This window comes from Arthrobacter sp. Bi83 (assembly GCF_918698095.1).
In the GTDB taxonomy this organism is placed as follows: Bacteria; Actinomycetota; Actinomycetes; order Actinomycetales; family Micrococcaceae; genus Arthrobacter.
In genome coordinates, this window is the sequence record NZ_CAKKLY010000002.1 from 183,355 (window position 1) to 208,642 (window position 25,288).

24 protein-coding genes and 1 riboswitch are annotated in these 25,288 nt (G+C 65.5%); of the genes, 15 read left to right on the top strand and 9 right to left on the bottom strand.

Annotated features, from left to right (window positions below; translation table 11 throughout):
- Positions 1–46 precede the first annotated feature (46 nt).
- Positions 47–901, bottom strand: a complete 855-nt coding sequence (locus LQ144_RS02305) for a sulfurtransferase (RefSeq protein ID WP_230116931.1) — start codon at positions 899–901, stop codon at positions 47–49.
- Between the two features lie 127 nt (positions 902–1,028).
- On the opposite strand from LQ144_RS02305, the gene LQ144_RS02310 reads away from it, so the two are divergent.
- Complete coding sequence (locus LQ144_RS02310; RefSeq protein ID WP_230116932.1) at positions 1,029–2,111, top strand: PLP-dependent cysteine synthase family protein; 1,083 nt, start codon at positions 1,029–1,031, stop codon at positions 2,109–2,111.
- Between the two features lie 48 nt (positions 2,112–2,159).
- Here the strand turns inward: LQ144_RS02310 and LQ144_RS02315 are convergent, their stop codons facing one another.
- Positions 2,160–2,816 (bottom strand): MBL fold metallo-hydrolase, encoded by a 657-nt coding sequence (locus tag LQ144_RS02315; protein WP_230116933.1) that lies wholly within the window; start codon positions 2,814–2,816, stop codon positions 2,160–2,162.
- A 96-nt stretch (positions 2,817–2,912) separates the two neighbouring features.
- Between LQ144_RS02315 and LQ144_RS02320 the strand changes: the two genes are divergently transcribed.
- Positions 2,913–3,377, top strand: a complete 465-nt coding sequence (locus LQ144_RS02320; RefSeq protein ID WP_290369697.1) for a Fur family transcriptional regulator — start codon at positions 2,913–2,915, stop codon at positions 3,375–3,377.
- Between the two features lie 57 nt (positions 3,378–3,434).
- Here LQ144_RS02320 and LQ144_RS02325 read toward each other — a convergent pair whose 3' ends face one another.
- The 5 genes from LQ144_RS02325 to LQ144_RS02345 all read right to left on the bottom strand — a co-directional run bounded on the left by LQ144_RS02325 (position 3,435) and on the right by LQ144_RS02345 (position 8,740).
- A complete protein-coding gene (locus tag LQ144_RS02325) occupies positions 3,435–4,325 on the bottom strand; it encodes a metal ABC transporter permease (RefSeq protein ID WP_230116934.1) in 891 nt (296 codons plus the stop codon).
- Positions 4,325–5,140, bottom strand: coding sequence for a metal ABC transporter ATP-binding protein (locus LQ144_RS02330; protein ID WP_230116935.1), 816 nt, complete (start codon positions 5,138–5,140; stop codon positions 4,325–4,327). The genes LQ144_RS02325 and LQ144_RS02330 overlap by 1 nt, the downstream gene beginning before the upstream one ends.
- Positions 5,137–6,105 (bottom strand): zinc ABC transporter substrate-binding protein, encoded by a 969-nt coding sequence (locus LQ144_RS02335; protein WP_230116936.1) that lies wholly within the window; start codon positions 6,103–6,105, stop codon positions 5,137–5,139. Before LQ144_RS02335 ends, LQ144_RS02330 begins: the two co-directional genes overlap by 4 nt.
- Positions 6,106–6,263: 158 nt before the next feature.
- On the bottom strand, positions 6,264–7,334 hold the full coding sequence (locus LQ144_RS02340) for a hemolysin family protein (protein WP_230116937.1): 1,071 nt from the start codon (positions 7,332–7,334) through the stop codon (positions 6,264–6,266).
- The gene (locus LQ144_RS02345; RefSeq protein ID WP_230116938.1) at positions 7,331–8,740 is read right to left on the bottom strand and encodes a hemolysin family protein; all 1,410 of its coding nucleotides are present in this window, start codon (positions 8,738–8,740) and stop codon (positions 7,331–7,333) included. Before LQ144_RS02345 ends, LQ144_RS02340 begins: the two co-directional genes overlap by 4 nt.
- 549 nt (positions 8,741–9,289) lie before the next feature.
- On the opposite strand from LQ144_RS02345, the gene LQ144_RS02350 reads away from it, so the two are divergent.
- From LQ144_RS02350 to LQ144_RS02365, 4 genes are all read left to right on the top strand, one after another.
- Entirely contained in the window at positions 9,290–13,105 is a 3,816-nt protein-coding gene (locus LQ144_RS02350) for a multifunctional oxoglutarate decarboxylase/oxoglutarate dehydrogenase thiamine pyrophosphate-binding subunit/dihydrolipoyllysine-residue succinyltransferase subunit (RefSeq protein ID WP_230116939.1), read from the top strand.
- Between the two features lie 173 nt (positions 13,106–13,278).
- Positions 13,279–13,878 carry a GDSL-type esterase/lipase family protein gene (locus LQ144_RS02355; protein WP_230116940.1) on the top strand — a complete coding sequence of 200 codons (600 nt, stop codon included), beginning with the start codon at positions 13,279–13,281 and terminating at the stop codon, positions 13,876–13,878.
- Between the two features lie 88 nt (positions 13,879–13,966).
- Positions 13,967–14,794 carry a DUF4097 family beta strand repeat-containing protein gene (locus LQ144_RS02360; RefSeq protein WP_230116941.1) on the top strand — a complete coding sequence of 276 codons (828 nt, stop codon included), beginning with the start codon at positions 13,967–13,969 and terminating at the stop codon, positions 14,792–14,794.
- The gene (locus tag LQ144_RS02365; RefSeq protein WP_230116942.1) at positions 14,794–15,408 is read left to right on the top strand and encodes a PadR family transcriptional regulator; all 615 of its coding nucleotides are present in this window, start codon (positions 14,794–14,796) and stop codon (positions 15,406–15,408) included. Before LQ144_RS02360 ends, LQ144_RS02365 begins: the two co-directional genes overlap by 1 nt.
- A gap of 263 nt (positions 15,409–15,671) precedes the next feature.
- Here the strand turns inward: LQ144_RS02365 and rsrA are convergent, their stop codons facing one another.
- Positions 15,672–15,932 carry a mycothiol system anti-sigma-R factor gene (rsrA, locus tag LQ144_RS02370; protein ID WP_230116943.1) on the bottom strand — a complete coding sequence of 87 codons (261 nt, stop codon included), beginning with the start codon at positions 15,930–15,932 and terminating at the stop codon, positions 15,672–15,674.
- A complete protein-coding gene (locus LQ144_RS02375; RefSeq protein WP_230116944.1) occupies positions 15,929–16,669 on the bottom strand; it encodes a sigma-70 family RNA polymerase sigma factor in 741 nt (246 codons plus the stop codon). Before LQ144_RS02375 ends, rsrA begins: the two co-directional genes overlap by 4 nt.
- 464 nt (positions 16,670–17,133) lie before the next feature.
- On the opposite strand from LQ144_RS02375, the gene LQ144_RS02380 reads away from it, so the two are divergent.
- From LQ144_RS02380 to LQ144_RS02420, 9 genes are all read left to right on the top strand, one after another.
- Entirely contained in the window at positions 17,134–17,682 is a 549-nt protein-coding gene (locus LQ144_RS02380) for a DoxX family protein (RefSeq protein ID WP_230116945.1), read from the top strand.
- A gap of 6 nt (positions 17,683–17,688) precedes the next feature.
- The gene (gene aroA, locus LQ144_RS02385; RefSeq protein WP_230116946.1) at positions 17,689–19,083 is read left to right on the top strand and encodes a 3-phosphoshikimate 1-carboxyvinyltransferase; all 1,395 of its coding nucleotides are present in this window, start codon (positions 17,689–17,691) and stop codon (positions 19,081–19,083) included.
- Positions 19,067–20,182 (top strand): ribosome small subunit-dependent GTPase A, encoded by a 1,116-nt coding sequence (locus LQ144_RS02390; RefSeq protein WP_230116947.1) that lies wholly within the window; start codon positions 19,067–19,069, stop codon positions 20,180–20,182. Before aroA ends, LQ144_RS02390 begins: the two co-directional genes overlap by 17 nt.
- 66 nt (positions 20,183–20,248) lie before the next feature.
- Positions 20,249–21,061 (top strand): histidinol-phosphatase, encoded by an 813-nt coding sequence (gene hisN / locus LQ144_RS02395; RefSeq protein WP_230116948.1) that lies wholly within the window; start codon positions 20,249–20,251, stop codon positions 21,059–21,061.
- 170 nt (positions 21,062–21,231) lie between these two features.
- Positions 21,232–21,345, top strand: a riboswitch (SAM riboswitch).
- A gap of 35 nt (positions 21,346–21,380) precedes the next feature.
- Positions 21,381–22,790 carry an aminotransferase class V-fold PLP-dependent enzyme gene (locus LQ144_RS02400; RefSeq protein ID WP_230116949.1) on the top strand — a complete coding sequence of 470 codons (1,410 nt, stop codon included), beginning with the start codon at positions 21,381–21,383 and terminating at the stop codon, positions 22,788–22,790.
- Positions 22,791–22,866: 76 nt separating this feature from the next.
- Complete coding sequence (locus LQ144_RS02405; RefSeq protein WP_230116950.1) at positions 22,867–23,625, top strand: class I SAM-dependent methyltransferase; 759 nt, start codon at positions 22,867–22,869, stop codon at positions 23,623–23,625.
- A gap of 31 nt (positions 23,626–23,656) precedes the next feature.
- Entirely contained in the window at positions 23,657–24,373 is a 717-nt protein-coding gene (locus LQ144_RS02410; protein WP_230116951.1) for a metal-dependent transcriptional regulator, read from the top strand.
- Between the two features lie 73 nt (positions 24,374–24,446).
- Positions 24,447–24,866: a CrcB family protein gene (locus LQ144_RS02415; RefSeq protein ID WP_230116952.1), complete on the top strand. Its 420-nt coding sequence runs from the start codon at positions 24,447–24,449 to the stop codon at positions 24,864–24,866.
- Positions 24,863–25,246, top strand: coding sequence for a CrcB family protein (locus tag LQ144_RS02420; protein ID WP_230116953.1), 384 nt, complete (start codon positions 24,863–24,865; stop codon positions 25,244–25,246). The genes LQ144_RS02415 and LQ144_RS02420 overlap by 4 nt, the downstream gene beginning before the upstream one ends.
- Positions 25,247–25,288: the final 42 nt, after the last annotated feature.

The following is a 25,288-nucleotide window of genomic DNA, read 5'->3' on the forward strand; positions in this document are numbered from 1 at the left end:
GTTCCGGTCGGATCGTTCCGGTCGCCAGGCCGGGCACGCAAACTCCTCAGCCTTGCCTGGCATCTCCGGGCTCTGCACCGGTTGCCACGGGCCGTGAGGCATCGTTGGACCATTGGGAGAAGGAGCCGGGGAAAAGCGCCGCGGGAATGCCGGCGATCTCAAGTGCCGCGATCTCATGGGCGGCGGTGACGCCCGAGCCGCAGTAGACCGCAGTCTGCGTTGCTTCGTCCACTCCCAGCCGCGAGAAGCGGAGCCGGAGGTCCTGCGCCGGCAGGAAGCGGCCGTCGTCGCCCAGGTTCCCGGTGGTAGGCGCGCTGACAGCCCCGGGAATGTGGCCGGCGCGCGGGTCCACGGGTTCGATCTCGCCGCGGTACCGCTCCCCGGCACGGGCATCAAGCAGCACGCCGCGCGTTGCCCATTCCGCCGCCTGAGCAGCGTCGATAACGCGCATGCCGCCGTCGGTAAGCGTCACGTCGCCGGAAGCGGTCTCCTCCGGCCCGCCACGAAGCGGCAACCCTGCCCGGCGCCAGGCGGCCAGGCCGCCGTCGAGCAGGTAGACGCTGCCGAAGCCGGCGTTGCGGAGCATCCACCAGAGGCGGGCCGCCGAGGTGTTGCCGGCATCGTCGTAGGCGACCACCACATCGCCCGTGCTGATCCCCCAGCGCCGGGCGGCGTCCTGGAGCTTGTGCAGCGGCGGCAGCGGATGGCGCCCACGGGCGGGCTCCGCAGGCTCCGCCAATTCGGTGGGAAGGTCCACGTAGACGGCACCGGGGATGTGCTCCTTGAGGTAGTGCCCGTGGCCGTGGGGATCACCCAGCGCCCAGCGGATATCCAGCAGCACGGTGCGCTGCCCGGAGGTCATCCTGCTGTTCAGCGCGGACACGTCTATCAGGGTATCCATCGAATCTCCTGTGGCTTGGATGAATTTGGCTTGGATGAACTGCACCCGGACGAACAGTGGCTGGCGGCACCGGGGCCGGCAGCACAACTCTAGCGGTGCCCGCCCGCTTCACCGGTAGGCTGAATCGGTGAGCAGAGCACGCAGCGCGGACCGGGCATGGGCAGACGAGGCCATCCGCAAGATCAACGCGGAAAACAACAGGTCGGCGGACACACACCTGTATTCCGTGCCGCTGCCCGAGCACTGGGGCGTACAGCTCTACCTCAAGGACGAGTCCACGCACCGCTCCGGAAGCTTGAAGCACCGGCTGGCCCGCTCCCTGTTCCTGTTCGGTTTGGTGAACGGCTGGATTAAGGAGGGCACCACCATAGTAGAGGCGTCCAGCGGCAGCACGGCGGTCTCCGAAGCGTACTTTGCGCAGCTGTTGGGGCTGCCGTTCATTGCCGTCATGACCCGCACTACGAGTCCTGAGAAGATCGCCCTGATCGAGCAGTTCGGCGGCGCCTGCCTGCTCGTGGACCACGCTTCGGAGGTCTACGCGGCAGCCGCCGAGGTGGCGGACACCAGCAACGGCCATTACATGGACCAGTTCACCTATGCGGAACGCGCCACAGACTGGCGCGGCAACAACAACATCGCAGAGTCCATCTTCCAGCAGCTCGCCCTGGAGGAGCACTCTGTCCCCCGGTGGATCGTAGTGGGTGCGGGCACGGGCGGGACCAGCGCCACGATCGGCCGGTACCTCCGCTATCACCGGCATGAGACGGAACTGGCTGTGGTTGATCCGGAAAATTCGGCCTTTTATCCGGGCTGGCGCAGCGGTGCCGCTGACTTCAGCACGGGCCTTCCCTCACGGATCGAGGGCATCGGCCGGCCCCGGATGGAGCCAAGCTTCGTCCCTGCCGTCATCGACCGCATGATCCAGGTTCCGGATGCCGCCTCGGTCGCCGCCATGCGGCACCTCCATACCCTGGCGGGACTGCACGCCGGGCCCTCCACCGGCACCAACCTTTGGGGCGTGTGGCAGCTCGTGGCGGAGATGGTCGCCGAGGGGCAGCGGGGCAGCATCGTTTCGCTGATGTGCGACGGCGGTGACCGCTATGCGGGCAACTACTACAACGCTGCGTGGCTGGCAGCGCAGGGACTCGATCCCGAGCCGCATGAGGGCACGCTCAGGGCATTTTTCGATTCCGGCGTCTGGAAGCCGTAGCCGCCCGGCGGCCCGGCGGCCCTTCGACGGACCCAAACGGCAACGGACTCAGACGTCGACGGATTCGCCGCTGGACAGGTGGGTGTACTCCGTGCCGTACCTGGCGCCCAGTCTCTTAACGTGGCCCTCCACCAGCTCCATTCCGGTGCCGTTGAGGAGTGCGTCATGGATGGGAAACGCCCGCGGCGCGCGCACGCCAATCACGAAATCCACCACCTCGCTGACCTTGTTCCACGGCGCGTGAACCGGCACCAGGAGCGTCTGCACGCTGATGCCATCCGGAATGATGAACGAGTCGCCGGGGTGGTAGACGTTTTCATCCACGAGATAGCCGATGTTGGCCACCATGGGAACGTGCGGGTGGATCAGCGCATGCTGCCCTCCGAAGCTCCGAATCCCGAATCCGGCAGCATCAAAACTTGTTCCGGGGTCCACGGCATGGACGCGGGACGCCGCGCCAGGTGCTTCGCTGCGGAGGTCTTCCGCCACCCCTGCCGGTGCGAAGAGCTGCAGGTCCCCATTGGCCGTGAGGGCAGATTTCACGGCTGCCACATCAATGTGGTCCTTGTGTTCGTGCGTGATGAGGACGGCGTGCGCGCCGTCCAGCGCTTTGGCGGCCTCGGAGAAGGTCCCCGGATCGAGCACCAGCACCTGCCCGTCTTTTTCGAGGCGCACGCACGCGTGGGTGTACTTTGTCAGCTTCATCTGGCCAGCCTAGGGAACCGGCCCCGTCAGTGTCCACGGACGTCCGGCTGGTAATCTAGGACCTTGCCAGTATCCCTTAGCGAAGCGAGTCCATTCATGCCACACGGCGCCAGCGCTGACGGCAGTCCGCTGACCCCTTTGGCGGCAGCCGGCGGAAAAGAGCAGCGCGTCACCAAGCAACGGCTGGCCGTAAGTGCCGCGCTGGACGAGCTTGATGACTTCGTGAGCACACAGGAGCTGTACCGTATCCTCCAGAACCAGGGGGTCTCGGTCTCGCTGGCCACGGCCTACCGAATTTTGCAGTCCCTTGCGGACGACGGACTCGTGGACGTGCTGCGGAACGCCGACGGCGAGGCTGTCTACCGCCGGTGTGCAGTGACCGGGCACCATCACCACCTCCTGTGCCGGAGCTGCGGCAAGGCCGTGGAAGTCGAAGCCCCCGCGGTGGAAACCTGGGCCGCCCGGACGGCCCAGGAGCACGGGTACTCAGAGGTGGCACATACGGTGGAGATCTTTGGGCTCTGCCCCGACTGCACCGCCCGAAAGGCCGGCGCTAAATAGCCTGCACTGGCGGCGCCGCCCAGACGGCATTATGCCGTCCGAACCTTGCCACCGGCGCTACGCAGGCCGGCGCTGCACCGTCCGCATGACGCGTCCGTTGAGGCCGCGCTTGGCCCGGACGCTTCCGATCACCCTGCAGACCACGTAGATCAGGAACGACAGTGTGGTCACGTAGGGGCTGATCGGGATGCGGCCGCCGAGGGCCAGGAGGATGCCGCCCACCGTCGCGGCGACGGCAAACAGCACGCTCAGGAGCACCACCAGGCGCGGAGACGACGTGATCCTCAGCGCGGCCGCGGCCGGGGTGATCAGCAGGGCGAGCACCAGCAGCGCACCCACGATCTGGATGGACAGGGCCACGCTCACGCCCAGCAGCACCATGAAGGCCAGTGCCAGCGTACGCACGGGAACACCGCGGGCTTCGGCGAGTTCGGGATCGACGCTCGCGAAGCTCAACGGACGCCAAATGGCGCACAGTGCAGCCATGACCACCACCGCGGTTCCGGCCAGTACCTGCAGCTGCACGGTGTCCACAGAGACGATCTGTCCGGTCAGGAGCCCGAACTTGTTGGCCGCCCGCCCTTCATAGAGCGACAGGAACAGGATGCCCAGCCCGAGGCCGAACGGCATGATGACGCCGATAATGGAGTTCTTGTCCCGTGCCCGCACTCCCATGAGTCCCAGCAGGAGGGCGGCCGTCACCGAGCCGATCAGTGACCCTAACACAACGTCCGCGCCTATGAGCAGCGCAAAGGCTGCGCCGGCGAACGAGAGTTCGGAGATGCCGTGCACGGCGAAGGCCAGATCGCGCTTCATGACGAAGGTGCCCACGAGGCCGCCCAGGAGGCCGAGGACGGCTCCGGCCCAGAGGGAGTTCTGCACCAGGACCAGCAGCTCACCGTAATTTTCGAAGTTGAAAATCGACTGCAGGATGCCTTCCGGATCCATCAGGCACCCTCCCCCGCCGTTGCGTGCGCATCGTCGTGATGGTGGGTGGTGGCGTCCGGGAGTCCGACGACGACGATTCTTCCGTTCGCGTGGATCACTTCCACGTGGCTGTCGTACAGCTCCGAGAGGACGTCCGTGGTCATGACCTCGTGCGGCGTCCCCACACTGAAGCGCCCGCCGGCTAGGTACAGGATCCGGTCGACATAGTCGATGATCGGATTGATTTCGTGGGTCACAAAGACCACTGCGCTTTCCTGCTCATGGCATTGCTTGTTGATGAGTGCGCTGACTGCCTGCTGGTGGTGCAGGTCGAGTGACAGCAGCGGCTCGTCGCAGAGCAGCACCTTGGGGTCGGAGGCGAGCGCCTGAGCCACGCGCAGCCTTTGCTGTTCGCCGCCCGAGAGCTGCCCCACCGGTACCTTGGCGTAGTCGCTGGCCCCCACCAGATCCAGCAGTTCGTCAATCCTGCGGTTGGCCTTGGCGTTTCCCAGCCGGATGCCCCAGCGGTGGCCGTCAACGCCGAGCCCCACGAGATCACGGGCCCGCATGGGCGTGTCCGGAGGGAACGGCTTTTGCTGCGGGATGTATCCGATCAGCCGGCTCCCGCGTTCAACAGGATGGCCGCCAAGACTGGCCTTGCCCGAATGCAGTTCCTGCAACCCCAGCAGCACCTTAAGGAAGCTGGTCTTTCCGCTGCCGTTGGGGCCGAGGACCGCAAAGAACTCCCCTGGTTTGATATCGAGGTCGAGGTCTTCCCAGAGCGCCCGCTTGCCAAACTTCAGGGATGCCTTGCGCAGGCTAATGACGGGGTTCAACTTTTTCGCTCCAGGGAGTTGCTGATGTTCCCCACATTGTCCGCCATCCACTGCAGGTAGGTCTTGCCCTCGGGCAGTGTCTCGCTGAAGTTCAGCACCGGCTTACCGGCCGCGTTGGCCGCGTTCTTCAGCGCCTCGGTCTGGGGACCCTCCGTCTGCTCGTTGTAGGCGAGGAAACGGATGTCGGACGAGGCAGCGAGTGCGGTGGCGGCCCTCAGGACGGCGGGAGGCACGTCCGTGCCTTCTTCAATCGCGGCCGTGTACTCAGCAGGGGTGCGGTTGACGAGCCCTGCCGATTCCAGGAGGTAGAGGGGTACGGGTTCGGTCACGGCCACCTGCGACCCGCCGTGGGCGGCCTTGACCGTGGCAAGCCTGGTTTCGATTTTGGTGAGCCCTGCCTTGAAGGAAGCGGCGTTTGCACTGAACTCTGCTGCGGACCCGGAGTCGATCGATTCCAGTTTGGCTGCCACTGAGTCCGCGAGGCGGGACATGGCCCGGAGGCTGTACCAGACGTGTTCGTTGAATTCACCGTGGCTATGGGCGTGGCCGCTCTCGGCGTGCGCCGATGCCGTGCTCTCCGCTGCAGGGGCCAGCCCCGATACTTCCACGGCGTTGATGATGTTCTCGTGAGGGATGCCGCTGTCGTCGGCCATGGTGTGGATGAAGTCGTCGTAGCCGCCGCCGTTTTCCAGCACCAGCTTCGCCTTGGAAATCGCCAGCCGGTCCTGGGCGCTGGCCTCGTAGGAGTGCGGGTCCTGGCTGGGACGGGAAATGATGGCCGTGACTTTGACTTTGTCCCCGCCGATCGCCCGGACGATATCCCCGTACACATTGGTCGAGGCGACCACGGCGATGCCGTTGCCGTCCGCCTTGGCGGGGACACCCGCCGTCGGACCGCACGCCGTGAGCAGCAGCCCGAGGCCCGCCACGGCGGCGGTCAGGGACGATCGGACGATTCTGCGCACGGAAAGACCTCGGTTCTGGAAGCGGCATTTTGCGGGATCTGCAACCCTACAAAGTGTAGTCCTAAATGGGAATGATTCCTATTTAGGACTGATCGGGCCGGGATTGGCAAGGGCCGCGGGGTTCGTTTCCCGCGGCCCTTGCTCCACATGCAGTTCTGTTATTCCCCGTCCGGCTGGCCCAGCCGGCGGATCCCCTTCGCCTGGGTCGCATCGCGGATTTCGCCCACGAGCTGCTCGATCACGTCCTCCAGGAACAGCACCCCCTCCGTTCGGCCGTCCGGCCCGATCACGCGTGCCAGGTGCGAGCCAGTGCGCTGCATGACGGACATCGCGTTTTCAATCTCGTCGTCCCGTGAGAGGTTCGCCAGCGATCTGATGCGGCTTTCGGCAATAGGGTGCTGGTACCCGGATTCGGGGATGGAGAGCACATCCTTGATGTGGAGATAACCGGACAGCATGCCGTCGTCGTCGAGCATCGGGAAGCGTGAGAACCCGGTGCGGCTGACGGCTTTTTCGAATTCCAAGGGCGTGGTGGCGGCCTTCATCATGACCAGCTTGTCCAGCGGAACCATGACGTGGGCTGCCGCATGTTCGGAGAATTCGAGGGCGCCCGTGATGAGCCCGGCGTCGTCGTCCACGAGGCCGTGCCGGGTGGATTCCTGCACGATGGACTGGACTTCCTCCAGCGTAAACGACGAGTTGACCTCGTCCTTGGGCTCGATCCGCATCAGCCTCAAAATGTGGTTCGCGGACCAGTTCAGCGCGACGATGGCAGGGTTAACGATCCGTGCGATGAACATGAGCGGCGGAGCCAGCAGCAGGGCCGCCTTGTCCGCAACGGAGACGGAGATGTTCTTCGGCACCATCTCGCCGAACGTCACGTGCAGGAATGTCACCACCATCAGTGCCACGCCGAAGGCCGCGACGTCGGCAATTTCCACCGGCACGCCGAATGCTTCCAGCGGCACAGCCAGCAGGTGGTGGATTGCCGGTTCCGCGACCTGCAAGATGAGCAAGGAGCAGACGGTGATGCCCAGCTGCGCGCAGGCGAGCATCAGGGAGACGTTCTCCATGGCGCGCAGTGTGGTCTGGGCGCGCATGGAACCTGCGTCCGCCAGCGGCTCGATCTGGCTGCGGCGCGCCGACATGACCGCGAACTCGGCCGCCACAAAGAACGCGTTGCCGATGAGGAGCACTACCAGCCAGAGAATTCCGGCCCAGTCACTCATGCCGCACCGCCGTTTCCGGACGTGGCGTTCTGTGAATTCACGTTCTCTGACTTCGCGTTCTCTGACTTCGCATTCTGCGACGTTGTGTTCCCCGAGTTCTCGTCGTGATGCTCGTGGTCGGGCTTGAAACAGATCCGGTCTATGCGGCGACCGTCCATCCGGGTGACGCTCAGTGTTCCGCCGCCGACCTTTACGGTGTCCCCCACCAGGGCTATGCGCCCAAGTTCGCTCATGACGTAGCCGCCTACCGTTTCATAGGCAGCTTCGTCTGGAACGCTGAGCCCGGGAATCTGTTCGGACAGTTCATCCGGCCGCAGCAGGCCGGGGAAATACCAGTCACCCGAGGCGCTTTGCAGCAGGCCCGGCCGCACCTTGTCGTGTTCATCGGCTACTTCGCCCACGATTTCCTCAACGAGGTCCTCCAGCGTGGCGATGCCTGCGGTTCCGCCGTACTCGTCCAGCACCACAGCTAGCTGCAGGTTGCCTTCCCGGAGTTCCGCCAGCAGGGCATCGAGGTGGATGGTCTCCGGTACCCGGAGAACCTCCGTCATGATTGCTCCTGCTTCCAGGTTGGGCCTCCTGTCCGCCGGAACCGCAATCGCCTTCTTGACGTGGACCAGCCCGCGGATATCGTCAGCGGAATCGCCGATCACGGGAAAGCGCGAATATCCGGTGCGGCGGGCGGCGTCAAGAATGTCGGAGACCGGCTGGTCGGCGTCGATGGTTTCCACGCGGATGCGTGGCGTCATGACGTCTGCGGCGGTACGGCCCGAGAAATTCAGGGTCCGAGCGATGAAGTTCGCGGTGCCCGCGTCAAGGGTCCCCATGGCGGCAGACCTGCGCACCAGGGACGCCAGTTCCGCAGGCGTACGCGCCCCGGAGATCTCCTCTTTCGCTTCCAGCCCGAAAGCATTGAGGACCTTGTTCGAGAAGCCGTTAAGCAGAACGATGGCGGGCTTGAAGATTGCCGTGAACATCAGCTGGGGCCGCGCCACCGCCCGTCCGATGCGGAAGGACAGCGCAATCGCCATGTTCTTTGGGACCAGTTCGCCCAGCAGCATCGAGAGGAGGGTAGCCACCGCCATGGCGATCACAAGGGAGACGGATCCGGCAACTGCTTCGGGGGTTCCGAAGGCGGTAAGCGGCCCCTCGACCAGCGCCCCGACCGATGGTTCCATGACGTAGCCGGTGAGCAGGGTCGTCATGGTGATGCCCAGCTGGCAACTGGACAGCTGTGTGGACAGCGACTTAAGGCATCTAAGCAGCGGAATTGCCGCCGTGTCGCCGTTGTCCACCGCGCGCTGCACGGTGGGCTGGTCAAGCGCTATGAGGGAAAATTCGACGGCGACGAAGAAGCCGGTGCCGAGAATAAGCAGAAACCCGGCTGCGAGGAGAAGCCACTCCATCTAGCAGCCTGCCTGGATACGCAGAGCGAAGCTGTCCCTGCAAGCGGGGCAGCTACCAAGCAATGGAGAAGGGCCAGGCGGAGGATGGTCGGCCGAGGCCTGCGCTGCTTCCTGGGAGATTCCAGCAAAGTGGAGCGACGGACGTTGACGGGATCGTGAACGGGGTTTGCCGGCTCTGCGGGTGGGCTGCGCGGCGGTGCTGATTCTGCTCCGCTGACAGCCCCCAGGCCGGCACCTAGATTTACTGTCCATAAGAGTTGCAGTCTACAGGAGCGGGGACGGGACAGACGGTGCGTGCGCCGCAGCTCGAACTCTCCCGGAGGGGGCTCAGGCGTGCGGCCGAAGCACGCTTCCACCCGGTTTTCAGCCAGGCCCGCGCCACAATTCGGCGGCGACATGATTTGAGTCACCCTTATTGGCAGTTAAGCCGGGATCGTAACTAGACTGGCAGAGGTCTGGGTTCATAGGACACAGAAACTGGTTCGATTGTTGTGCCGTGGCACCGTGGCGACCAGAGGAATTCAAACTCATGGAAGAGGCGTATTTCAAGTGCCAGAGCAGCCTAGCCACCGTCTACCAGAGGAATTTGGCGGAAACGAGTGGCTCGTTGACGAACTGTACGAGCGTTACCAGCAGGACAAGAATACGGTCGACGCTAAATGGTGGCCCTTGTTCGAATCTTTTGATAGCGGCAACGGCCCATCTTCCAACGGCGCCCCGGGCGCGGCGTCCGCGCCGGCCCATCCGGCTACCCGCGAAATGCCCGTGGTAGCGCCTCCGGCTCCGGCCAAGGCCCCCGCCGCCGCGGCTCCCGCGCCACAGCCCCCCGCAGCCCCGCCGGCATCGTCGCCGGCACAGGCCGCACCCGTAAAGAAGGCTCCGGCAACAGTCGCCCGCGACGGCGCAAAGAAGACTGAGGCGGGCACCGGCGCCCAGCCCATTCCGGCCCAGCTCCCCAAAAACGTGAAGGCACCCACCGCGCCCGAGGAAGACGTCGTCTCCGTTCTTCGCGGTCCTGCCAAGGCCATCGCCTCCAACATGGTCACAAGCCTCGAAGTGCCCACGGCCACCTCCGTCCGGGCAATTCCGGCCAAGCTTCTGATCGACAACCGCGTTGTCATCAACTCCAACCTTGCCCGAGCACGCGGCGGCAAAGTCTCCTTCACCCACCTGATCGGCTACGCGGTCATCCGGGCGCTCTCGCAGTTCCCCTCCATGAACGTGTACTACGACGAAGTCGACGGCAAGCCCGTCGCCGTCCAGCCGGCCCACGTGAACTTCGGCATCGCCATCGACATGCCGAAGCCTGACGGCACACGCCTGCTCATGGTTCCGAACATCAAGAAGGCTGAGACCCTCAACTTCTCGGAGTTCTGGCACACGTACGAGGACCTCATCAAGAGGGCCCGTTCCGGCAAGCTGACGGCCGACGACCACGCCGGCACCACGGTGTCGCTGACCAACCCCGGCGGCATCGGCACCGTCCACTCCGTGCCTCGCCTCTCCAAGGGCCAGGCTGCCATCATCGGCGTCGGCGCCCTGGATTACCCTGCTGAATTCCAGGGTGCCAGCGAGAAGATCATTGCGCACAACGCCATCAGCAAGGTCCTCACGCTGACGTCCACCTATGACCACCGCGTCATCCAGGGTGCAGGCAGCGGCGAGTTCCTCAAGCTCGTTCACCAGCTCCTGCTCGGCGCCCAGGACTTCTACGACGAAATCTTCGAATCCCTGCGCATCCCCTACGAGCCGGTGCGCTGGAGCCCGGACCTTCAGGTGGATCCCTCCGACCAGATCAACAAGGTCGCCAGGATCCAGCAGCTGATCCACTCCTACCGTGTCCGCGGACACCTCATGGCGGACACCGATCCGCTGGAGTACGTCCAGCGCAAGCACCCCGACCTCGACGTCCTTACCTACGGCCTGACGCTGTGGGACCTGGACCGTGAATGGCCGACTGGCGGCTTCGGCGGCAAACCCATGCTGGCCTTCCGCGACATCCTCGGCGTGCTTCGTGACGCGTACTGCCGCACCACCGGCATCGAGTACATGCACATCCAGGAGCCCGCCGAGCGCAAGTGGTTCCAGGACCAGCTGGAACACCCGTATTCCAAGCCGAGCCGCGAAGAGCAGCTGCGTATCGTCTCCAAGCTCAACGCCGCAGAGGCCTTCGAGACCTTCCTGCAGACCAAGTTCGTCGGCCAGAAGCGCTTCTCCCTTGAGGGTGGCGAGTCCCTGATTCCGCTGCTTGACGCCATCATCTCCGATGCCGCCGACGACGGACTGGACGAAGTGGCCATTGGCATGGCCCACCGCGGACGGCTCAATGTGCTCACCAACATCGCCGGCAAGACCTACGCCCAGGTTTTCCGCGAGTTCGAGGGCACCCAGGATCCCCGCTCCGTGCAGGGCTCCGGCGACGTCAAGTACCACCTGGGCACCGAGGGCACGTTCACATCGGACAGCGGCAACGAGACCAAGGTCTACCTGGCCGCCAACCCCTCGCACCTCGAGGCTGTTGACTCCGTGCTTGAGGGCATCGTCCGCGCCAAGCAGGACCGCCTGGACCAGGGCGAGGCCTTCCCCGTGCTGCCCATCATGGTCCACGGTGACGCAGCCTTCGCCGGCCAGGGTGTGGTTGCTGAGACCCTCAACCTCTCCCAGCTGCGCGGCTACCGCACCGGAGGCACCATCCACGTCGTGGTCAACAACCAGGTCGGCTTCACCACCGCACCGTCCTCTTCGCGTTCCTCCACCTACTCCACGGATGTCGCCAAGATGATCCAGGCACCGGTGTTCCACGTGAACGGCGACGATCCGGAGGCAGTGGTCCGCATCGGCCAGCTCGCCTACGAATTCCGCCAGAAGTTCCACAAGGACGTTGTCATCGACATGGTCTGCTACCGGCGCCGCGGCCACAACGAGGGCGACGACCCCTCGATGACCCAGCCGCTCATGTACAACCTCATCGAGGCCAAGCGCTCGGTCCGCAAGCTCTACACCGAATCACTGATCGGCCGCGGCGACATCACCGAGGACGAAGCCGAGCAGCTGCTGCGCGACTACCAGGAACGCCTTGAGCGCGTGTTCGCCGAAACCCACGCGGCGCAGACCTCGCCGATCCCGATCATCACGGCGGACTCCGCTGCGGTCTCGGACATCGAGCGGCCCCAGGCTCAGCAGTCGGACTTCGGTACCAACGCCCCGGCATCCACCGCAGTCTCGGCAGATACGCTGGCCCGGATCGGCAAGGCCCACGTGGAGATTCCCGAGGGCTTCACCGTCCATGCGAAGCTCAAGCAGCTGCTTGAGAAGCGTGAGCAGATGTCCCGCGAAGGCGGCATCGACTGGGGCTTCGGCGAGATCGCGGCCTTCGGTTCGCTCATCATGGAGGGCGTACCCGTGCGCCTCGCCGGCCAGGACTCCCGCCGCGGCACGTTCGTGCAGCGCCACGCAGTTTTCCACGACCGCGCCAACGGCAACGAGTGGCTGCCCCTGGGCAATCTCTCGGACAACCAGGCCAAGCTGTGGATCTACGACTCCCTGCTGTCCGAATACGCGGCCATGGGCTTCGAATACGGCTACTCGGTGGAGCGTCCGGATGCCCTGGTGCTCTGGGAAGCGCAGTTCGGCGACTTCGTCAACGGTGCGCAGACCATCATCGATGAATTCATCTCCTCCGCCGAACAGAAGTGGGGCCAGCGCTCGTCGCTCGTGCTGATGCTTCCGCACGGCTACGAGGGCCAGGGCCCGGACCACTCCTCCGCCCGCATCGAGCGGTTCCTGCTGATGTGTGCCGAGGAAAACATGATCGTGGCCAATCCCACGACGGCGGCCTCGCACTTCCACCTGCTGCGCCGCCAGGCGTACAGCCGCCCGCGCAAGCCGCTCATCATCTTCACGCCGAAGCAGCTGCTGCGCCTCAAGGCTGCGGCTTCTGCCGTGGAAGACTTCACCACAGGCGGCTTCCGGCCGGTCATTGGTGAGCATGAGCAGCTGCAGGCGGACGCCGTCGAACGCGTTCTCCTCGTCTCCGGCCGCCTCTACTACGATCTGCTGTCCACCCGGCAGAAGACGGGCGACACCTCGACGGCGATCGTCCGTGTGGAGCAGCTCTACCCGCTGCCGCAGGCGGAAATCGAAGCTGAACTGGCCAAGTACCCCAACGCCGAAGTGGTCTGGGCGCAGGACGAACCCGCGAACCAGGGCCCTTGGCCGTTCATGGGCCTGAACCTGCCGCAGGCACTGGACCGCCAGGTTCGCCTGATCTCGCGGCCGGCCTCGGCGTCCACGGCGGCGGGTTCCATGAAGCGCCACGCCGCAGAGCAGGATTCCCTCCTCAAGCAGGCATTCGCCCGTAAGTAGCAGAGCAGCTGCCCGGCCGGACGGTGACATACCGATTCCAGCCGGGCAGTTCTGTTTAATCGGCGTGAGTTAATGGACACAGCCAGTAACGCCGGCACAGTCTCCGGATTGGGCCGCCGTGCAGTACAGTCCAGCACTCAGGGCACGCCCTCAAAATAAGTGAAGAGGTAGTAGTGGAAGACAGGAAGCTGCGTATTGCGGCGGTTGGAGATGAACTGCTGGCCGGGCTCGGAGACCCTCGGGCGCTGGGCTGGCTGGGCCGTGTCCTGGCCCGCACTCCGCAGGACGGCATGACGCTTGAAAGCTACGCCCTTCCCTGCCCCCAGGAGGGCACCGAAGGCCTTGCCGCCCGCTGGCTCGAGGAAGCCGGCCGTCGGTTCAGTGACGGGCACGATAACCGGCTCGTGATCGGCCTCTCGGGTCGTGACGTTGAATTCGGGCTGTCGACCGCCCGGAGCAGGCTCAACCTCGCCAACATTCTTGACTCAGCCACTCAGAAGAGGCTTGAGGTATTTGTCGTGGGACCGCCCCCCACGCTCGACCCGGCGCAGAACGGCCGTCTCGGTGAGCTGAACACCGCGTTTGCCGATGTCACCACGCGTCGCAAGCACCTCTATGTGGACACGTTTTCACCCTTGCTCAACCACGAGCAGTGGCGCCAGGACCTCGCAGCCAATGGGGGCACTCCGGGCCAGGCCGGCTACGGACTGATGGCCTGGCTAGTTCTCCACCGCGGCTGGTTCCAGTGGCTGGGAATGGACGCTCCCGAGTAACCGAAACCACTCGCGATATATCTTGATCTTCCGGCAGTTGCGATATATCGTGATTTTACAGTCACGATATATCGCAACCGGAGGAATCATGACAGAGAAATCGTGGACCGTCACCGGTCCGCAGACCATCGACGTCGACGGCGTCTCATCGCTAAGGCTCGGCATTGTCCGCGGTCGGTTCGACATCGTGACCCACGACGAGGACGTGGCCAGGATCGAGGTCTCGGAGGTCCACGGCGACCCGCTGGCTGTCACGGTGGTAGGCGGACGGCTGGAGGTCAGGCACCAGCTGCACGGCCCCCAGGGCTGGTTCAAGAACCTCATGGGTTCGGTCAACAACAGCAGCAACAACTCGGCGGTGATCAGCATTGCCGTACCGGCCGGCGTCGACGTTGAAGCGGGAACCGTCAGCGGCGACGGACTCGTCTCAGGAATCACCGGGCACACCAGGCTCAACACCGTATCCGGCTCCGTCATGTCGGACAGGACGTCGGGTGATCTCCATGTAAATACCGTCAGCGGCGAGGTCATCGCCAGGAACCACAGTGGCGTACTGACGGCAAAAAGTGTCTCTGGCGAGGTCACGGCGTCGGGCAAATTCAGCAACATCCGCGCCAACACCGTCAGCGGCGACCTGAGCTTTGACCTTCAGGGCTTCACCCACGACTTCGGAGCCAACTCGGTTTCCGGCGACGTGACCATCAGGCTCCCCCACGACGTGGGCGTGGACATAGTAGCCAATACTGCCAGCGGCGCTGTGGTGATCGATGACCAGAGATACGCCCAGCCCGGCGGCAGGGTGCAAACCATTGCAGGCCCGGACGCCAAGCTGACGCTGGTCCGGACCAATTCACTGTCGGGCAAGACGTCCATCTTCCACAGCCAGGCCCCCGCGGACGTCGGAACGGGCCTCTGATGCCTCCGGTCTTCGCCCACGGCGCGCTCCGCCTCTACCTGCTGGCGCTCCTCGAGTCTGGCCCCAAACACGGCTACGAACTGATCAAGGCGTTGAGCGAACGGTTCGGCGGCACGTACTCCCCCAGCGCCGGCACCATCTATCCGCGGCTTGGCAAACTGGAAGAAGAGGGTCTGGTGGCCACCGAATCGGAGGGCCGGCGCACCAATTACCGCATCACCGACGCCGGCCTGGCCGAGCTGAACGGCCGCAGGGATGAGCTCGCCGGCGTGGAGAACGACATTTCGGCTTCCGTGCGCCGGCTGGCTGACGACCTCCGCGCGGACATCCGGAGCAACATGCGGGGACTCCGGGCCGACCTCGCGGCCACGGCGGAAGCCGCACGGTTTGCTGCCACGTCAGGCGACTATCGCGGCTCCTCGTCCCGGTCCTCCCCTGACGCGCAACGCATGCTCAAGGAAGCCGAGATGCTGCTCCAGGCTTTCCGGGACGATCTGCGGGTGGAGCTCCGCACCCGGGCGGGCGCACATCCCATCACCCCCGTCACAGTGGAGACTGTAAGGACAGTCCTTGAGCAGGCGCGCATTTCGATCAGGAATTCACTAAAGGCCTAAGCCGTGAAGACTCCCCAATGTGCCGCCAATGGCGCCGGTTCGCGGCCTGTCCCGTGATGTGGGAGACTTGAGGGCAGCTCTTTTGAGTACCGATATTAAGGAGGCCAGCTATGAGCAAACGTGCACGTAAACGTCGTGACCGTAAGCGTGGCGGCGCTAACCACGGGAAGCGCCCCAACACCTAAGCCACGGCTTGAACCGAAGCTTAAACGAAGTGCCCCGGAACCTGTCGGTTCCGGGGCACTTCGCTTTGGTGGCCGGCGTCAGGCGTCCACTGGCCGGATGCTGTGGATTCTGTCCAGGATTGCGTTCTTGAGGTTTTCCGGAGCGGCTTCCGTGCAGGACCGCTTGACCATGTTGCGGATGACGCACTCGAGGTCATACTGCTGCGTGCATTCCGGGCACTCGTCCAGGTGATGTTTGATCTCCGCAATATCACTGCGGGTCAGGGCACCATCCAGATACTCGTAGATACGTTGCATCCGGGCGTCGTCGCAATCGCCCAATCCCTGGCAGTCGCTCATTTCCTGTTCTCCTGTTTGTTGCTTTCCGCTGCTGCGTTGGGTTCAGCAGCCTTGAATCCCCGTTCAGCGGCGTAATCCGCGAGCATGTCCCGCAGCATCTTTCGGCCGCGGTGAAGCCGGGACATGACGGTGCCGATGGGGGTGTTCATGATGTCTGAAATTTCTTTGTATGCGAAGCCTTCGACGTCGGCGAAGTAGACAGCCAGCCGGAATTCCTCCGGAATCGCCTGCAGCGCGCGCTTGACGTCCGAATCCGGCAGGTGGTCGAGGGCCTCTGCCTCCGCCGAACGGAGCCCGCTGGACGTATGCGACTCAGCCCTGGCGAGCTGCCAGTCCTCGATGGTGTCCGAGTTGGACTGCAGCGGCTCACGCTGCCGCTTCCGATAGAGATTGATGTAGGTGTTCGTCAGGATCCGGTACAGCCAGGCCTTCAGGTTGGTCCCTGGCTTGTACTGATGGAATGCCGAAAACGCCTTGGTGTAGGCCTCCTGGACGAGATCCTCCGCGTCCGACGGGTTCCGGGCCATGCGCATTGCGGCCGAGTACAACTGGTCCACGTACTGCATGGCGTCGCGCTCAAACCGGGCCCGCCGCGCCTCCGGACTTTCAGTGGCGACGTCGATTTCCTCCGCCAGCTCCCCGGCCTGCGGCGCGCTGATCTCCGGCGCGCTGATGTCGTCGGCGGCGTTCCCTGCGTCCTCTTGCGTGGCCTCTAGGGCCGGATCCACGGTGCTCATTGCCTTCAAGTCTACTGTCACCCGCGGAACTGCCCTTGGGCCAGGGTTGGCGCCATAGGGAAGTTCGGCGGACTCCTCCAGCGGCACGTCAAATGCCGACACGTCAATAGGTCCCCGCAGCTCTACAGCGTCTTTCACCAAAGTCAAAGCTCCATCTCCACTCCACTTTCCCGCATGTCGGGCACTCGACACCCCGGGTGCTCCGTGCGCCCCAGGCCGCCAAAGCCCTGTCCGGCGGCACGTCTCCCGCGGACCGGTCCCTTGCGCAGGCTTCTGCGGCAAAAGGCCGTCCGGGACGCCGCCCAACCATGTTTCGATGCCGGCAACGGTCCAGGACTGCTGTCCCGGGGTGTTCCGGATCTGCAGTGCACAACGACGCCAAGCGGGCAAATATTCCGCAAAAGTGCAAGACTAGAACCGACTCCGCCGCAGTCACCGCGGCTCGTCCATCCAGGAGGAAATTCATGTCCTTTGTCCGTTTTCTCGCCCGGCCGATGCTGGCTTCAAGTTTCGTCCTCGCCGGCGTGGACAAGCTCAGGAATGCGGACGACACTGTGGAACAGTTGTCCCCCCTCCTGCGCCGCGCCGCGGAAACACTTCCGTTCCAGACCAACGAGAAGGTCCTGGCCCGGGTGATCGGCGGAACCCAGGTGGGCGCCGGCGTCCTGTTCGCCGTCGGCAAGTTCGCGCGGTTGTCCGCTACCCTCCTGGCCATCATCTCAGCGCTGAACGCGTTCGTTGAATGGCGCAGTGCGGACATCAGCAGCAAGGAAGGCCGGGACGCCCGCCGCAACCAGCTGCTCAAGAACGTCACCCTTACCGGTGGCGTGCTGCTGGCCTCCGTTGATACCGCGGGCAAGCCTAGCCTTGCCTGGCGCGCGGAGCACCTCGCAGCTGACGCCCGGAAAACGGCAAGCCACCTCGCCGCGGACGCCCGCAAGACCACCGGAAAGAAGCTGCACAAGGCCGACAAGGCAGTCCGCAAGGCCGTAGACCACGCGGTAGGGGCATAGGCTCGAATGACAGGATCCATCACGGACGCGCCCGCTGACCACACCGGCGCCGCTCCGCACTGGCCCGCGCCGTTTGCGGAGCAGCCGGTGGACGCCACCGTGCGCGTCCCCGGTTCGAAGTCACTGACCAACAGGTATCTCGTGCTTGCGGCGCTGGCCGACGGGCCCTCCCGCCTGCGTGCCCCGCTGCACTCCCGGGATTCCGCGCTGATGATCGGTGCGCTCCGGCAACTCGGCGCCGACGTCCGCGAGGTGCCGGGCGACAGTACCTTCGGCCCCGACCTCGAGGTGACGCCCATCCCGTCCGGTTCCGGCGCCCTGGACGTCGCCATCGACTGCGGCCTGGCCGGCACTGTCATGCGTTTCGTTCCGCCTCTGGCAGCCCTGCGCCACGGTGTCGCTGTGTTCGACGGCGACCCGCACGCCCGGGAGCGGCCGATGGGAACCATCATCGAGGCGCTGGCGGCCCTCGGCGTCACCGTTCGCGGCGACGCCGGCGGGACACCCTCTTCCCTGCCTTTCCGCGTTGACGGGACGGGAGAGGTCCGCGGCGGCCATCTCGTCATCGACGCGAGCGCGTCATCCCAGTTTGTCTCCGCGCTGCTGCTCGTCGGCGCACGCTTCACCGAAGGCCTGCACCTCGAACACTCCGGAGACCCTGTCCCAAGCCTTGACCACATCAACATGACCGTGGCCGTGCTGCGCGGCGTGGGTGTGGAAGTGGACAACTCCACTCCGAACCACTGGATCGTCAGCCCCGGGCCGATCCGTGCCTTTGATGAGAAAATCGAACAGGACCTGTCCAACGCCGGGCCGTTCCTGGCCGCGGCCCTCGCCTCGGGCGGCACTGTGCGGATCCCGGACTGGCCCGAACACACCACTCAGGTGGGCGATCTTTGGCGGAGCATCCTGACGGATATGGGCGCGGCCGTGACACTGCAGGACGGAACGCTGACCGTCACCGGAGGCAGCGAGATCACGGGCGCCGACTTCGCGGAAACGAGCGAACTGGCCCCCACTGTCGCGGCGCTCTGCGCCCTCGCCACCGGCCCGTCACGGCTTAGCGGCATCGCACACCTCCGCGGGCACGAGACAGACCGCCTCGCCGCACTCGTCACGGAAATCAACCGGCTGGGCGGAGACGCCGAAGAGACGGGCGACGGGCTGATCATCCGGCCCGCAAAGCTCCATGGCGGTGTGGTCCGCAGCTACGCTGACCACCGGATGGCCACTGCAGGCGCCATCCTCGGACTGGCCGTGAAGGGCGTCGAAGTCCAGGACATCAGCACAACGGCCAAGACCATGCCGGACTTCCCGCAGCTGTGGGCGGACATGCTCACACAGCGGACCGGCCGCACCCAGAGGAACAACGCAGGGACCAGCGGTGGCACGCAGCACTGAGTCCTGGGACGAATCCGACGTCCGGATCCGCCCGAACAAGAAGGGCTCCCGTCCGCGCACCAAAGACCGTCCCAGCCATGACGATGCCGTCACCGGACGCATCATCACCGTTGACCGTGGCCGGTATACGGCAGTGGTGGGTGAGGACTCCGGCGACGAGCGGACGATCATCGCTGCCCGGGCCCGCGAGCTCCGCCGCTCCCCCGTGGTGGCCGGCGACTTCGTATCCCTCGTGGGTGACGTGTCAGGTGCTCCGGACACGCTCGCCCGGCTCGTAAAGATCCAGGCCCGGAAAACGCTCCTGCGCCGGAGCGCGGACGACACTGACCCGATTGAACGCGCCGTGGTGGCCAATGCGGACCAGCTGGTCGTCGTGGTGGCTGCCGCCAATCCGGAGCCCCGCACCGGTTTCATCGACCGCGCGCTGGTGGCCGCCTACGACGCCGGCATCGAGCCGCTGCTGCTCGTGACGAAGGCAGACGTCAAGGACCCCACCGAGCTGCTGGACAACTACCGCCATCTCGACTTCCCCGTCATCATTAGCCGCACAGCGGACTCTGCGGCGTCGGGCATCGACGCCCGCTCCGATGATGGCTTGTCCGCACGCCTCGACCTTGACGCCGTCTCCCAGCTGCGCGCCCACCTGGACGGCAAGGTGACTGTCATGCTGGGCCACTCCGGCGTCGGCAAGTCCACCATGGTGAATGCATTGACCGGCGCGGAGCGGGCAACCGGCGGCGTTAACGCCGTCACGGGACGCGGCCGGCACACGTCGTCGTCGGCCCTCGCGCTCAAGCTCGCGGACGCGCCCACCGGGAGCTGGATCATCGACACCCCGGGGATCCGCTCGTTTGGCCTCGCGCATGTGGACCCGGACCGAATCCTGCATTCCTTCCCTGACCTGGAGCCCGGCACCGAAGCCTGCGAACGCGGCTGCAAGCACGATGCAACCGCCGTCAACTGCGGCGTGGATGCCTGGGTGGAAGCCGGCCACGCAGGCCCTTCCGGGCCTGCGAGGCTAGCGTCCCTGCGCCGCCTGCTGGGCACCGATCCGCGCATGGAGGCCCAGGAAGCCAAGGAACTGGGAAGCGTCAGCTAGTCTCCCCGGCGGCTCCGGCATGCGGACATCCCCGCCCCGCCGGTCCTTTGACGGTAGTTTGGAACCATGACCCAACCCGCTTCGAGCTACAACGATGACCTGCGACTGGCCCATGTACTGGCGGATTCCGTGGATGACCAGACCATGAGCCGGTTCAAGGCGCTGGACCTTAAGATCGAAACCAAGCCCGACCTGACGCCGGTCACGGATGCCGACAAAGCCGCCGAGGAGTCCATCCGGGGCCAGCTCTCCCGCTCCCGCCCCCGCGATGCCGTCCTCGGCGAGGAGTTCGGCAGTTCGGGCCACGGTTCCCGGCGCTGGATCATTGACCCCATCGACGGCACCAAGAACTTCGTCCGCGGGGTGCCGGTGTGGGCCACGCTGATTGCGCTCGTCGATGAAGGCGAGCCCGTGGTGGGTGTCGTCAGCGCCCCGGCACTCGGCAAACGCTGGTGGGCAGCCAAGGGCGCGGGCGCCTACATGGGGCGCTCCCTTGCCGCAGCCACCCGGCTGAAAGTCTCGAATGTCTCGAATCTTTCGGACGCTTCGCTGTCCTACTCGAGCCTCGGCGGCTGGAAAGAACGCGGGAACCTCGACGAGTTCCTCGCCCTCACCGAAGACGTCTGGCGCACCCGCGCCTTCGGGGATTTCTGGTCCTACTGCATGGTGGCGGAAGGGTCCGTGGACATCGCCTGCGAGCCGGAACTGAACCTGTATGACATGGCTGCGCTGGTGCCCATCGTCACGGAAGCCGGCGGCCGCTTCACCTCACTCGAAGGAACCGACGGTCCCTTCGGCGGCAACGCATTGGCCACCAACTCCATCCTTCATTCGGAGGTCCTCAAGCGGCTCAACCCACAGCTGGACGACCTGCTGTAGTTCGGTCCAACAAACTTTCCGAAGAATTATCGACGGCGGGCGCCCCCTCAGGAGGGCGTCCGCCGGCGTATGTTCGGCATTCCGGCCAGATGAAGCGGGGCTGTAACAAACCGCTTAACATTCACGTTGGCCTTTTCCATCGCCCGCCGGGATGTCCTACGCTCTTTACAGGTCACGAGTGCCAGCGCGAAACCCCGGTTTGCTGGCCGGCAACCCTCCATTCGCGGTGGGGTGCCCCGGGTGACGACCAGGCCGGTCCGGAACGGACCCGGCAAGCGCGGATCCCCGTCACAAAGGGGTCCTTTCACAGCGAGGTCCCATGACTACTGCAACGTTCTCCTCCAACACCGGCGCCGGCCTGCTCGACGATCGCATTGCCGCTGCCGGACGGCCGCTGGCCGCAGTTACCGGCGCCGAGATCCAGGCTCCGCTGATCCAGGGCGGCCACGTGCGTTACGCCAACCTCGATTACGGCGCGTCGGCACCTGCGCTGTCCGTGGTGTCGGCTTACCTCAACGAGATCCTGCCGTTCTACGCCAGCGTGCACCGCGGCGCGGGTTACGCATCGCAGATCAGCACGTCGGTCTATGAGAACGCCCGGAACATCGTCCGCGACTTTGTCGGCGGCCGCCCGGATGACTCCGTAATCTTCACGCGCAACACCACGGACTCCCTCAACCTGCTGGCAGGCTGCCTCCCGGTGGAGGACCACCACCACACGGGGGAAGTCCTGTACCTCGACATCGAGCACCACGCCAACCTGTTGCCCTGGCAGGGCGTGCCGCACCGCAGCGTGGTGGCATCCGCCACCCTCGAGGCCACCATCGCCAGCCTCCGGGCTGAACTGGAGCATGGCGACGTCAGCCTCCTCGCCGTGACCGGCGCCTCCAACGTCACCGGCGAAATACTGCCAATCCGCCGCCTTGCCGCGCTGGCACACGAGTTCGGCGCCCGGATCGTGGTGGACGCGGCACAGCTCGCTCCGCACCGCCGCATCAACATCGCCGCGGACGACGTCGATTATCTCGCCTTTTCCGGCCACAAGCTCTACGCGCCGTTCGGTTCCGGCGTCCTGGTGGGACGCCCTGACTGGCTCGACGCCGGCACCCCGCACCTTGCGGGCGGCGGCGCTGTCAGTGAAGCCCGGCTCGACGGCGTCAGCTGGACCACCGGCCCCGCCCGCCATGAAGGCGGTTCGCCCAACGTCCTGGGCGCTGCCACCCTGGCCCGCGCAACGCAGGTGGTCGCTGCCCTGGACCAGGAGCGCTGGCACGCCCACGAGGCGGCCATCCGGTCCTTCCTCGTCGAGGGGCTGCGGAGGATCGAAGGCGTCACCGTGCACCAGATCTTCTCGGACACCGACGCGGACAACGACACGATCGGCGTAGTGAACTTCTCAGTGGAAGGCTACGACGCCGGCCTGGTGGCGGCCTACCTTTCCGCCGAACACGGCGTCGGACTCCGCGACGGCCGCTTCTGCGCCCACCCGCTGCTCAAGCGCCTGGGACTTCCGTCCGGCTCCCTGCGCGCCAGCTTTGGCGTAGGTTCGCGGCTCGAGGACGCCCAGCGGCTCCTCGCCGGCATCGAAGAACTGCGCCGCACCGGCCTCGGCTGGGACTATGTGGTGGACTCGGGACGCTGGGTTCCGGCCAACGACACCCGCAGCTACCCGGACTGGGCACCCAACACCCCCGGCACCGCCGGCGCGGCCCCCTGCGCGCTGGACTGATCCCGGCACTCCGCCAGGGTGCTCCATGCGGTAAATTCGAAGGGTAAATTTTCAGCCTGCCCTAAGGAGACGGCGCGTGGCACGCGGTGGCCCCAAACTCGACCAGTGGCGGCGTCAGGAACTCGGGCAGAGTTTCCAGGACGGCGGCGAACACTACCACCGCGTCCGTCCCGGCTACCCTGCCGAGTCCGCGGACTGGATCATTCCTGCCGGCGCCCGGACAGCTGCTGACATAGGCGCCGGTACCGGCAAGTTCACCGCCTTGCTCGTGGAACGCGGCCTGGCGGTCAGCGCCGTGGATCCCTCGCCGGACATGCTTGATCAGCTCCGCGTCGCCTATCCGGCAGTGGCGGCGCGTGAGGGCACCGCTGAGGACACGGGGCTGCCCGGCTCGGCCTTCGACGTCGTGACGGTGGCACAGGCATGGCACTGGTGCGAGCCGCTGCGGGCCAGCACCGAAATCGCCCGGGTACTGAGACCCGACGGAGTGCTCGGCCTGATCTGGAACCAGCTGGATACGTCAGTGCCATGGGTCCACAGACTCTCGCGCATCATGCACGCCGGCGATGTCCACAAGCCGGACTTCCGTCCGCCCATAGGCCCCGAATTCACGGGCCTGGAAAGCCACCTGACCCTGTGGGACGACCCGGTCACCACGGCCGACATCCTCGAGCTGACCAAGACGCGCAGCTACTATCTCGCCGCCAACGGGGCCACCCGCGCCAAGGTCACCGGAAACCTCGACTGGTACCTCCACGACCATCTGGGTCACGCCCGCGGCGAACTGTTGAGCCTCCCCTACCTCACCCAGACATGGCGGGCCGTCAGGGCGTGATGCCGCACCCGCAACGGGTAGGCTTGGATCTGTGAAGACCAGCACGCCATCCTCCTCGATCGAGGACTACGTCAAGGTCATCTACTCTTTCACGGAGTGGCAGGACAAACCCATTACGTCGACGCAGCTGGCCCAGCGCCTTGGCGTAGCCAATTCCTCGGTGTCCGAGATGGTCCGCAAACTCAAGGACCAGGGCCTGGTCCTTCACAAGCCCTACAGCGCCATCACCCTGACCCAGGAGGGCATGCGCCTGGCCCTTTCCATGGTCCGGCGGCACCGGCTCATCGAGACGTACCTGGTGCAGGACCTGGGGTACAGCTGGGATGAGGTGCACGACGAAGCCGAGCTGCTCGAGCATGCCGTCTCCGACACATTCATCGAACGGATGGCGGCCAGGCTCGGCAACCCGACCCGGGATCCCCACGGTGACCCCATCCCCTCCGCTGACGGCACGGTACAGATGCCGCTGGCCCACCGGATGAGCGAACTCGACGAGGGCCATACTGGCAGGATCACCCGGATCAGCGACGAAAATCCGGAGCTGCTGCGCTACTTGGCCGCCGAAGAGATCGACCTGGACTCCGACGTCGAGGTCATGGGGCGCAAACCGTTCGGCGGCGCCCTCGTGGTGCGTATCGCTTCGGCGGGCAGAAGCCGCGACTTTGATCTCGCCGACGAGGTCACCTCGGCACTGTGGGTGCAGAGCGAAGAAGTGCACCCGGGCTGCCGGATGGCCGGCTCCGGATGAACGGCCACGCCATCGCCGGGCGCCCCATGACTGCGGCAGCATGAAGGCTGCGTCGGCTGATAAAGGAACCGCAGTGACAGCGGCCGGCAGCCACGGCTGGCGGACCTGGGCCGCCGTCGCCGCGGGAGGGCTGGCGGGCACAGAGCTGCGGTACGGTCTCGGCGTGCTGTTTCCGGAGTCCGCCGGCGCCGTGCCGTGGACCACACTGGCCATCAACGTCGCCGGAAGCTTCGTCCTTGGCATGCTGACCACCATCTGGATCGCGCGGCCGCACACTGCCTTCTGGCTCCGTGCCGCCATCGGGCCAGGTCTGCTCGGATCCTTCACCACCTTCTCAGCGGTGGTTGCTTCAGTGGACCAGCTGGCTCGCGGTGGGCTCCACGCAGTATGGGTTCTCTACCTGTCCCTGTCCGTCCTGCTGGGCCTTGGCGCCGCGGCAGTAGGCTGGAAAGCCGGGAAAGCGTTCGGTGCAGGAAACTGGGGCAGTCCATGACGGCCGGGGTCCTGGCTACGCCGCTGCTGGTGGGACTGTTCGGCATTGCCGGCGCCCTCATCAGGTTTGCCGCGGACACCTGGCTGGCCGGCAAGCCAACGCCCCGCCGCCACTGGCCCTGGGCCACGTTGCTGGTCAATGTCGCGGGGTCCCTTGTCATCGGACTGTCGATCGGTCTCAGCAGCCGCGTCGGACCGGAATGGCATGCAGCGCTGGCCACCGGACTGGCCGGCGGCCTGACCACCTTCAGCTCCTGGACCACGGCCACTGTCCGGCTGGTCAGCGAGGATCGGTACCCTGCCGCAGCGCTCAATGTCGGGATCAACCTCGTGGCCGGGCTGGCGGCCGCGGCGGCAGGCATCGCATTCAGCGGCGGGTAGTCCCCCGGAGGCGGGCCGGCCGCCCAGGCGGCGCCAGCACCG

What these genes read in the sequence shown, in the direction of transcription:
- LQ144_RS02375 (WP_230116944.1), bottom strand. Translation starts at nt 16,669, where the DNA reads ATGAGCACCGTGGATCCGGCCCTAGAGGCCACGCAAGAGGACGCAGGG.
- LQ144_RS02420 (WP_230116953.1), top strand. Translation starts at nt 24,863, where the DNA reads ATGACGGCCGGGGTCCTGGCTACGCCGCTGCTGGTGGGACTGTTCGGC.
- LQ144_RS02315 (WP_230116933.1), bottom strand. Translation starts at nt 2,816, where the DNA reads ATGAAGCTGACAAAGTACACCCACGCGTGCGTGCGCCTCGAAAAAGAC.
- aroA (WP_230116946.1), top strand. Translation starts at nt 17,689, where the DNA reads ATGACAGGATCCATCACGGACGCGCCCGCTGACCACACCGGCGCCGCT.
- LQ144_RS02345 (WP_230116938.1), bottom strand. Translation starts at nt 8,740, where the DNA reads ATGGAGTGGCTTCTCCTCGCAGCCGGGTTTCTGCTTATTCTCGGCACC.
- LQ144_RS02365 (WP_230116942.1), top strand. Translation starts at nt 14,794, where the DNA reads ATGCCTCCGGTCTTCGCCCACGGCGCGCTCCGCCTCTACCTGCTGGCG.
- LQ144_RS02360 (WP_230116941.1), top strand. Translation starts at nt 13,967, where the DNA reads ATGACAGAGAAATCGTGGACCGTCACCGGTCCGCAGACCATCGACGTC.
- LQ144_RS02305 (WP_230116931.1), bottom strand. Translation starts at nt 901, where the DNA reads ATGGATACCCTGATAGACGTGTCCGCGCTGAACAGCAGGATGACCTCC.
- LQ144_RS02400 (WP_230116949.1), top strand. Translation starts at nt 21,381, where the DNA reads ATGACTACTGCAACGTTCTCCTCCAACACCGGCGCCGGCCTGCTCGAC.
- LQ144_RS02325 (WP_230116934.1), bottom strand. Translation starts at nt 4,325, where the DNA reads ATGGATCCGGAAGGCATCCTGCAGTCGATTTTCAACTTCGAAAATTAC.
- rsrA (WP_230116943.1), bottom strand. Translation starts at nt 15,932, where the DNA reads ATGAGCGACTGCCAGGGATTGGGCGATTGCGACGACGCCCGGATGCAA.
- LQ144_RS02340 (WP_230116937.1), bottom strand. Translation starts at nt 7,334, where the DNA reads ATGAGTGACTGGGCCGGAATTCTCTGGCTGGTAGTGCTCCTCATCGGC.
- LQ144_RS02380 (WP_230116945.1), top strand. Translation starts at nt 17,134, where the DNA reads ATGTCCTTTGTCCGTTTTCTCGCCCGGCCGATGCTGGCTTCAAGTTTC.
- hisN (WP_230116948.1), top strand. Translation starts at nt 20,249, where the DNA reads ATGACCCAACCCGCTTCGAGCTACAACGATGACCTGCGACTGGCCCAT.
- LQ144_RS02320 (WP_290369697.1), top strand. Translation starts at nt 2,913, where the DNA reads ATGCCACACGGCGCCAGCGCTGACGGCAGTCCGCTGACCCCTTTGGCG.